The sequence below is a fragment of the Hymenobacter busanensis genome (genome assembly GCF_008727865.1).
Lineage (GTDB): Bacteria > Bacteroidota > Bacteroidia > Cytophagales > Hymenobacteraceae > Solirubrum > Solirubrum busanense.
The window spans coordinates 145,019-153,417 of sequence record NZ_VTWU01000008.1 but is presented as its reverse complement, the minus strand read 5'-3'; the positions used below and the strand labels follow the sequence as shown (position 1 = coordinate 153,417).

The following is an 8,399-nucleotide window of genomic DNA, read 5'->3' as shown; positions in this document are numbered from 1 at the left end:
ATGCCGCCCTGTCACGGCGGAGGTCGCGGGTTCGAGTCCCGTCCGGACCGCAAAAAGGCCACCCGCACATGTGCGGGTGGCCTTTTTCGGTTATTGCCGGTTTATAAGGTGTTGCTGGCTTTGCAGTTTCTCTCGCTTAGTTGGCCAAGGTCCGCAGGTCGGAGGGAGGCGCAATCGATTGGCCTCCGTGTTTGCGGAAAAAGGCCTGAACCGTTTGGGCCAACAAGGCTTGCTCCGTGGATGTAGCGCGAGCGGGAACCGACTTGTTCGGAACTGAGATATACAGCCGCGCACCGTCGCGGGCGGTGTGACGGTGAATGTACATGCTCGTTTGCCACTGGTGAGCAGCTTCCCACGGCTCAAAGCCCAGCTCGAGTAAATATCCGTCGTGCATACACAAAAGCAGGAAAGCCTTAGCGGCCAAGTTGCTCTTGTAATGAACGAGGTCGTGCTCGTAGAAGATACCACATATTGATGTGGTGGGTAAAATCTAGGTCGAAGGCTCAGGAATGCGGGTAAGTACAATATCAAGAAGCTGTTTTGCGGTGGTGACTATCGTGTGTGATTAGTTGATTAAATCTTATTATAGAATTGTATTTGTTCATTAATTTCTGGTGAGATATTGAAATAACAAAATTTATTTGCCTGTATATGGTCGAATTACTTGGAATAGTTTTATATTTGAATCACTCTTTCACTTTTACTTTTTCTGTTTTATGTCCAAGTTTGTACTTCTCTTTGCAGTGCTGCTCGTTTTTGGCGGCGGTTCAATTTCGGTGGAGGCACATGGCGCGGGGACTACGGTGACGGCAGCGCGTCCCATGCCGCGCAGCACGCGGGCTATGCAGCGGAAAAAGGCCTATGTTCACCGCCCCAACTACACCCGTTACAAGGGTGCAGGTAACCCGTTCCGCGGGCTGCTGGCGTGGGTACACTAATACACCCTTCGGCTTGCGAGCTGATACCCGCTCCGGTACCCGATGGCTACCGGAGCGGGTATTTTTTTGGGGCTTGACTGGGTGTTTACGCATCTTGCGCCCATGAACGTCTATTCCCTCGACACCGGACTGTTTAAGCTCGATGGCGGCGCCATGTTTGGCGTGGTGCCCAAGTCGCTCTGGCACAAGCTCAACCCCGCCGACGACAACAACATGTGCACTTGGGCCCTGCGTTGCCTGCTGCTGGAAGACGCCGGCCGTTTGGTACTTGTCGACACCGGCATCGGCGACAAGCAGGACGCCAAGTTTCGCGGGCATTTTTACCTGCACGGCGACGACACGCTGGAGAAATCCTTGCGCCATTTGGGCTTTACTGCGGCTGATATTACCGACGTGCTGCTCACCCACTTGCACTTCGACCATTGCGGCGGCGCCGTGGTGCGTACGGCGGCCGACCGGCTGCAAGTGGCTTTCCCCAACGCCACGTACTGGTCGAACCAGGCGCACTGGGAATGGGCCGTGCAGCCGAACGCCCGCGAAAAGGCTTCGTTCTTAAAGGAAAACATCCTGCCAATTCAGGAAAGCGGGCAGCTGCAATTTCTGACCCCCAATAGCTTTGGGGCGTCCCTGCCCATGTTGCAGAACCTGGTTTTTGTGGACGGACATACCGAGCAGATGATGCTGCCCGTCGTTACTTACAAGGGCCGTACGCTGGCGTTTGTAGCCGACCTTATTCCTTCGGCGGGGCATTTGCCGCTGCCTTACGTGATGAGCTACGACGTGCGCCCCTTGCAAACCCTGAGCGAGAAGGAGCTGCTGCTGGAGCGGGCGGCGGCCGAAAACTGGGTGTTGGTGTTTGAGCACGATGCCCAAGTAGAGGCCTGCACGGTGGTGCGTACCGAGCGCGGCGTGCGCCTGGCCGAAACGTTGCGCCTCACGGATCTGTAAGCGGCTGGTGAGCGAATCGAACCCTACGCCCCGCAAGCTGGGCTTGGCCATGTCGGGCGGGGCGGCCCGGGGCATTGCCCATTTGGGCGTGCTGGAAGCCCTCGACGAATTGCAATTGCCCATTGGGCGGTTGTCGGGCGTCAGCTCGGGTGGGCTGGCGGCAGTGTTCTATGCCGCCGGTATTCCGCCGCGGGAGGTATTGCGGCTGCTCACCGATACGCGCTTTTTGCGGTTGCTACGCCCGGCGTTCGGGCGGGGCTTGGTGCGGGTGTCGATGCTGGAGCGGTTGTTTGCGGCTCATTTGCCCGGCAACCAAACCTTTGCCGACCTGCGCCTGCCCGTAACGCTGGCTGCTACCGATCTGGCGGCCGGCGAAACGGTGTACTTCGACGAAGGCCTGCTCACGCCGGCGCTGCTGGCCACCTCGGCCGTGCCGGTGGTGTTTCAACCCGTGGAATACCAAGGGCGGGTGCTGGTCGACGGCGGTTTGCTCAACAACCTTCCCATAGAACCCTTGGAAGGCCGCGCCGATCTAGCCGTGGTGGGCGTGCACACCAACGTACTCAACCTCGAAGCGCCCATTACCACCATGCGCCACGTGGCCGAACGCACGTTTTTTCTGGCCATCAGCACCAACGTGGCGCCGCGCATGGCCCGCTGCGAGCTGGTGCTGCAGCCAGCGGAGCTGCGTCGTTTCAGCATTCTGGACCTGCGCCACGCCGCCGAGCTGTTCGATATCGGCTACCGCTACACGCTGGCGCGGGCCGGGGAGCTACGGGCGCTGGTGGAAAAACCCGCACCAGCCGTGGATTTTGGGTAGTTTTGGCTTTTCCTACGGCTCTTTCCTGCGTTTATGAACGGCTTTTGGCTGGCGTTTTCCAAGTTCTGGTTTAAGATTACCGGCTGGCGGCTGGGCACCGTTATTCCGCCCGACATTCGGCAAGGCGTGATGATTGCCGCGCCCCACACCAGCAACTGGGACTTCATGTACGCCCGCGCCGCTTTCTTCCTGATGCGCCGCGACGTGCGCCTCACCATCAAGAAGGAGTGGACCGAAATACCCGTGCTCGGCAAGCTCATCATGAGCCTAGGGGCCTTACCTATCGACCGCAGCAAGAACAACAGCACCGTGGAAACCATGGTGGAGCTGTTTAAGCAGTACCCCGAGCTGATTATTCTGGTGACGCCCGAAGGCACGCGCAAATACCAGCCGCGCTGGCGCAAGGGCTTTTACCACGCCGCAATGGGCGCCGGGGTACCCATTCTGCTCGGCTACCTCGACTACGCCAACAAAGAAGCCGGCGTGGGTCCCGCCGTGTACCCCACCGGCAACTACGAGGCGGACCTGGAGAAAATCCAGAGTTTTTACCGCACCAAAAAGGGCCGTTTCCCGGAGCAGGGCGTGCGGTAAGTTGGGATGCTTCATGACTGCTATGCGTTATTGTAGCTTATTGTTGACGGCGTGGCTGAGTGTGGCGGCCTGCCATTCGGGCTCTACTGACCAGGCCGCCGTGCAGCTTCCCGTAGCCAATATTCAGCTGCCGGCGCCCAGCGGGCCGTTTGGCGTAGGCCGCACGTTCTACTACTGGAAAGACCCCGCGCGGAACCGGGAACTACCGCTGTGGGTGTATTACCCCACGGCGCAAACCGGCAGCGTTGCACCGGCCGATAGCGTGCTGTCGCAGCCGGCATGGTCGCAGCGCTACCGCGAACTGGTAGGCCGCCGGCTAGGCCCGGGTGCCGCTACGGCGTTGCTGGGGCTGCGTACCACGGCCGTACGCAATGCACCGGCGGCTCCGGGGGCGGGGGCGTTGCCCGTGTTGCTGTTTGCCCCTGGCCTACATTGGCTGCCGACTGATTATAGCACGCTGCTCGAAGAACTGGCCAGCCAAGGCTATGCCGTAGTGGCCTGGGCACCGCCGCAGTACGCGGGCGTGGTACAGCTGCAAAGCGGGGAACTACTCGAAGGAACAGGCCTCCACGAGCACGCGCCGCTCGTGGCCGATTTTCGCTTCGTGCTCCAGCAACTGCCGCGCCTGAATCAAACTGTGGGTAGCCCGATGAACGGCCGGTTGGACCTGAGCCGGGTGGGGGCGCTGGGGCATTCAATTGGCGGGGCAGCGGCCGTCGGGGCTGGTCAGCTAGCTCCCCAACTGCGGGCCGTGGCCAATCTTGACGGGGATTTCGACGAGGCCGAAACGACGGGTACGCTTAGCCAACATGTGCTCTACCTGACTTCAGAGCCACCGGGGCTACCTAACCAGCCTGTGACTGCGTGGGCGCAGCAGGACCGCTCGGAGGCCCGTCGCCAAGACGTGTGGGACCGGCTGAGGCGCACAGCGCCGAAATCCTCCCGGATATGGCTTCCGGGCTTCTACCATAGCAATTTTCAGGACGCGGCGTTGCTGCCTCCGGCCGCCGTGCCCGAGAAACTGCGCCGCAACCGTTTCGGTCGAGTCGACGGTGTGCAGGGCCTGCGCTTGACTGCGGCGCTGCTGACGGCTTTCTTCGACGCCGAATTGCGCGGCCAATCTCCCAACGCCCTCCAGCAGCTTGGGCAGCGCTACCCCGACATTCGCATCGACACGGCGGACCGTTAACTCCGCAAGAATCGGGTTGGCCGGGCCGTGGAGCCGGGCGTAGCTTTACACCTATGCAAACGTTGCTTTTTCCGCCCGCTTTTTCGCCCTTGCCCGCTGCCGACCAGCCGCTCACCGACTACCAGCGTGTGGCCCGGGCCATCCGGTTTTTGGAGGCGAATTTTCGGCAGCAGCCCAGCCTCGACGATGTGGCCGCGGCTGTGCACCTGAGCCCGTTTCACTTCCAGCGGCTGTTCAGCGAGTGGGCCGGCATCAGCCCCAAGCGGTTTGTGCAGTACCTCACGGCCGATTTCCTGAAGCAGCGCCTTGCCCAAACCGGTAGCCTGACGGAGGCTGCCGAAGCGGCCGGCCTTTCGGCGCCCTCGCGCCTGCACGATTTGTTTGTGACGCTGGAAGCCGTGACCCCGCACGAGTTTCGTACCGGCGGCGCGGGCGTGCGCATTGCCTACGGCCTGCACGACACACCGTTTGGCCCGGCGTTGCTGTCGGCCACCGAGCGGGGCATCTGCGGGCTGGCCTTGCTGGCGCCCGAGCAACCCGATACCAGTCTTGCTCTGGCCGACTTGCGCAAGGCCTGGCCCGAAGCGCATATTGAAGAAGATACTGCCCGAACGGCCCCGCTGCTGTCCCGGGCGTTTGCGCCCTCGGCCGGCCAGCCGCTGCACTTATTGGTGCGCGGTACCAATTTTCAGGTGAAAGTGTGGGAAGCGCTGTTGCGGATAGGCGAGGGGCAGTTGGTAAGTTATCAGCACATTGCGCAGGCCATTGGGCAGCCCAAAGCCCTGCAGGCCGTCGGCTCGGCCGTAGGGGCCAACCCCGTGGCCTACCTGATTCCCTGTCACCGCGTAATTCGCAAAGAGGGCGTGCTGGGCGAGTACCGATGGGGCACGACCACCAAAAAGGCGCTGATTGGGTGGGAAATGGCGCAAGCTGAACGCCAAGCCGGGCAATTCGCGTAGCTTAAGGGCGTCATTGGTTTAGCCCCACCGCCATGCCCGAAAAACTGCAAACCCTGCTGCTCATCCTGTTTGGTCTGGTGGTGTTTGTGGTGCGCCTCGTGCGGAAGGCGCGCGAAACCATGCGCCGCGAGGCGCAGGAGCGCCGCCTGCCTGGCCCCGACCAACGTACCTCAGCCCCCCGGCCTGTGCGCCCGCCCGGGGCGCCGTCGTTTGAGGAACTGCTGCAGCAAATGAAGCAGCAGAACCAGCGTGGGCAATCCGCTGCGCCTGCCGAAACCACGCCCGCGGGGCGGGCTGTACCTCGCGAAACTGCGCCTGCACCGCGCACGCTCGAAGTGCCCGACCGGGCCGCCCGCAGCCTCGAAGAGCCGGCTACTCGCCGCGTGGCCCGCAGCCAGGAAACCCCGGTCGTCGCCGAAGCCCGCCGGGCCTCGTCGCTGCCGCGCGTGAGCAAGGCGCACCCCCACGAAGACTACTGGAGCCGCCAAGCCGCCGAGCGCCCCGCCGTTACCACAGCCGCCGAGGTAGCGGCGCGCCTGCGCAACCCGGCCGATGTGCGTGCCGCGTTTGTGTTGGCAGAAGTGCTGCAGCGGCGTGATTATTAGGTGACGCAGTAACTTCCTGGCCGTACTGGGCTGGATGCGCTATTCCTGCGTCAGGGCGTAGGCCAGCAGGTTGGCACCCATGCGCAGGGCCTGGTCGTGCTTGTCGGGCGAGTCGCCGGGGTAGGTGCCCACGTCTTCCCAGCCGTTGCCCAGGTCGCACTCGTAGCTGTAGAAGCACACCAAGCGGCCTTTGTAGACGATGCCAAAGCCCTGGGGGCGCTTGCCGTCGTGCTCGTGCACTTTGGGCAGGCCCTTGGGGAAGGAGAACTTTTGGTGGTAGATGGGGTGGGAGAACGGCAACTCCACGAAGTCCAGCTCGGGAAACACCTTCTTCATTTCGGGCCGGATGAACTTGTCTAGGCCATAGTTGTCGTCGATGTGCAAAAAGCCGCCGCCGGTAAGGTAGCGGCGCAGGTTTTTGGCTTCGGCGTCGGTAAATACCACGTTGCCGTGGCCGGTCATGTGCACGAAGGGGTACTGCAGCAGCTCGGGCGAGCCGGGCTCCACGGTGGCTTCGTCGGGCGCAATGTTGGTTTTCAGCGTCTGGTTGCAGTAACGAATCAGGTTCGGCAGCGAGGTTTTGTTGCCGTACCAGTCGCCGCCCCCGCCGTACTCGAGGCGGGCAATGCGGAAGCTGGGCGCTACGGGGGCAGCGGCCGAGAGGGAAAAGAGCAGCGCCAGAACGAGCAGGAGGTTTTTCAGCATGGGATGGAAAGGCAGAGCAGCGCCTCTGTACAAAGTAAAGGGTGGCGCGGAAAGTTCAGGGCTGCGGAAAGGGGCTATTTTCCGCTACCAAGCGAAATACGTGTGTCATTGACGGAGTTCGGGCCTTGAAGAATGCTTCCCGTTAATTTCGTTTCTTGTCCTTCGCCTGAGTTGTCAAAAGGCAGAATTTTAGAAACGATTCGAAAAAATGGTGACGGGTAAAGAGTTAGTGGCAATGGGCCTGAAGCCGGGCAAATGGTTTAAAGAAGCCCTGGAGCACATCAACGCGCACGGTCTGGCGGACGAGGCCCTGCTGGCTTACCTCGATACCATGAAGCCCGCGCCAGCAATTCCACTGCTGGCCGCGCCGGTGGCTTTTCACGAGAATATCAGTGCGGATACGGCGGTGGAGCAGGCCAACATCGACTACGTGAAGCAGTCGATGCACCTGCTCATGCGCACGCCCACCGTGGTGACCGGGGCCATCATGCCCGATGCCTGCCCGGCGGGCCCGTTGGGTACCATTCCGGTAGGCGGCATCGTGGCCACCCGCAACGCCATTCACCCCGGCATGCACAGCGCCGACATCTGCTGCTCGGTGATGCTCACCAACCTGGGCCCAGTGGAGCCGAAGCGCGTGTTGGACGTGGCCCAGCAGATTACGCACTTTGGCCCCGGCGGCCGCCCAGCCGAAAAGCAGTTTGCCCTGCCAGCCGATATTTTGGCGGAGTTTCAGGCCAACCCGTTTCTGAATTCGTTGCGCAGCCTGAATTTTGCCCAGGAACATCTGGGTACTCAAGGCGACGGCAACCATTTTCTGTACGTGGGCACTTCCCGCGCTACCGGCGACACGGTGCTCGTGACCCATCACGGGTCGCGTGGTCCGGGCGCGGCCCTCTACAGCAAGGGCATGCAGGTGGCCGAACGATTCCGGCAGGAACTGTCGCCCGAAACGGCTCCGGCCAACGCCTGGATTCCGAGCCAGACGGTGGAAGGGGAGCAGTACTGGGCGGCGTTGCAAACCATTCGGAAGTGGACCAAGCAAAACCACCTGTGCCTGCACGACGCTATTGCAGCCGAGCTCGGGGCGGCGGTGCAGCAGCGGTACTGGAACGAACACAACTTCGTGTTCCGCGACGGGGAGCTGTTTTACCACGCCAAGGGCGCTACGCCCCTGGCCCCCAAATTCCTGCCCGACATTACCGGTCCGCGCATCATTCCGCTGAACATGGCCCAGCCCATCCTGATTGTGGAGGGAACTACCACCGGCAACAACCTGGGTTTCGCGCCCCACGGCGCCGGCCGCAACCTGAGCCGTACCCGACACAAAATGAGCAAGAGCGGCTGGACCAACGAGGAGCTGTTTGCCGAAGAAACGCGGGGTGTCGACGCCCGCTTCTACTTCAACCGGATTGATATTTCTGAGCTGCCCAGCGCCTACAAAGATGCCGACGACGTGAAGCGGCAGATTGGGCAGTTCAACCTGGCTACCATTGTCGATGAAATCCTGCCCTACGGCTGCATCATGGCCGGCGACTGGGAGCAGGATGCGCCCTGGCGAAAGAAAAAGCTGGCCAAGGAAGCCGCACGGCAGGCTGCCCTCGACACCCAAGCCGATTGCTCGGCGCTAACGGACGAATAAAC

9 protein-coding genes are annotated in these 8,399 nt (G+C 61.7%); 8 read left to right on the top strand and 1 reads right to left on the bottom strand.

Annotated features, from left to right (window positions below):
- The first annotated feature begins 716 nt into the window (after positions 1-716).
- The 7 genes from F0P96_RS19425 to F0P96_RS19395 all read left to right on the top strand — a co-directional run bounded on the left by F0P96_RS19425 (position 717) and on the right by F0P96_RS19395 (position 6,050).
- The gene (locus F0P96_RS19425) at positions 717-938 is read left to right on the top strand and encodes a hypothetical protein (RefSeq protein WP_151080652.1); all 222 of its coding nucleotides are present in this window, start codon (positions 717-719) and stop codon (positions 936-938) included.
- 102 nt (positions 939-1,040) lie between these two features.
- Positions 1,041-1,886: an MBL fold metallo-hydrolase gene (locus F0P96_RS19420; protein WP_151080651.1), complete on the top strand. Its 846-nt coding sequence runs from the start codon at positions 1,041-1,043 to the stop codon at positions 1,884-1,886.
- Positions 1,887-1,893: 7 nt separating this feature from the next.
- Positions 1,894-2,706: a patatin-like phospholipase family protein gene (locus F0P96_RS19415; RefSeq protein WP_235917534.1), complete on the top strand. Its 813-nt coding sequence runs from the start codon at positions 1,894-1,896 to the stop codon at positions 2,704-2,706.
- Between the two features lie 33 nt (positions 2,707-2,739).
- Positions 2,740-3,297 (top strand): 1-acyl-sn-glycerol-3-phosphate acyltransferase, encoded by a 558-nt coding sequence (locus F0P96_RS19410; RefSeq protein WP_151080650.1) that lies wholly within the window; start codon positions 2,740-2,742, stop codon positions 3,295-3,297.
- 100 nt (positions 3,298-3,397) lie between these two features.
- Positions 3,398-4,486: an alpha/beta hydrolase family protein gene (locus F0P96_RS19405; RefSeq protein WP_160619925.1), complete on the top strand. Its 1,089-nt coding sequence runs from the start codon at positions 3,398-3,400 to the stop codon at positions 4,484-4,486.
- 53 nt (positions 4,487-4,539) lie between these two features.
- Entirely contained in the window at positions 4,540-5,445 is a 906-nt protein-coding gene (locus F0P96_RS19400) for a bifunctional transcriptional activator/DNA repair enzyme AdaA (RefSeq protein WP_151080648.1), read from the top strand.
- A gap of 32 nt (positions 5,446-5,477) precedes the next feature.
- Positions 5,478-6,050 carry a hypothetical protein gene (locus tag F0P96_RS19395; protein WP_151080647.1) on the top strand — a complete coding sequence of 191 codons (573 nt, stop codon included), beginning with the start codon at positions 5,478-5,480 and terminating at the stop codon, positions 6,048-6,050.
- Positions 6,051-6,089: 39 nt separating this feature from the next.
- On the opposite strand, the gene F0P96_RS19390 is transcribed toward F0P96_RS19395, so the two are convergent.
- On the bottom strand, positions 6,090-6,752 hold the full coding sequence (locus F0P96_RS19390) for a DUF4159 domain-containing protein (protein WP_420840985.1): 663 nt from the start codon (positions 6,750-6,752) through the stop codon (positions 6,090-6,092).
- A 238-nt stretch (positions 6,753-6,990) separates the two neighbouring features.
- Between F0P96_RS19390 and F0P96_RS19385 the strand changes: the two genes are divergently transcribed.
- A complete protein-coding gene (locus tag F0P96_RS19385) occupies positions 6,991-8,397 on the top strand; it encodes an RtcB family protein (protein WP_235917533.1) in 1,407 nt (468 codons plus the stop codon).
- The last annotated feature ends 2 nt before the right edge of the window (positions 8,398-8,399 follow it).

Bases quoted from the DNA above. Each gene is read 5' to 3' on its own strand.
- F0P96_RS19425 (WP_151080652.1), top strand. From the start codon at position 717: ATGTCCAAGTTTGTACTTCTCTTTGCAGTGCTGCTCGTTTTTGGCGGC.
- F0P96_RS19420 (WP_151080651.1), top strand. From the start codon at position 1,041: ATGAACGTCTATTCCCTCGACACCGGACTGTTTAAGCTCGATGGCGGC.
- F0P96_RS19410 (WP_151080650.1), top strand. From the start codon at position 2,740: ATGAACGGCTTTTGGCTGGCGTTTTCCAAGTTCTGGTTTAAGATTACC.
- F0P96_RS19400 (WP_151080648.1), top strand. From the start codon at position 4,540: ATGCAAACGTTGCTTTTTCCGCCCGCTTTTTCGCCCTTGCCCGCTGCC.
- F0P96_RS19395 (WP_151080647.1), top strand. From the start codon at position 5,478: ATGCCCGAAAAACTGCAAACCCTGCTGCTCATCCTGTTTGGTCTGGTG.
- F0P96_RS19385 (WP_235917533.1), top strand. From the start codon at position 6,991: ATGGGCCTGAAGCCGGGCAAATGGTTTAAAGAAGCCCTGGAGCACATC.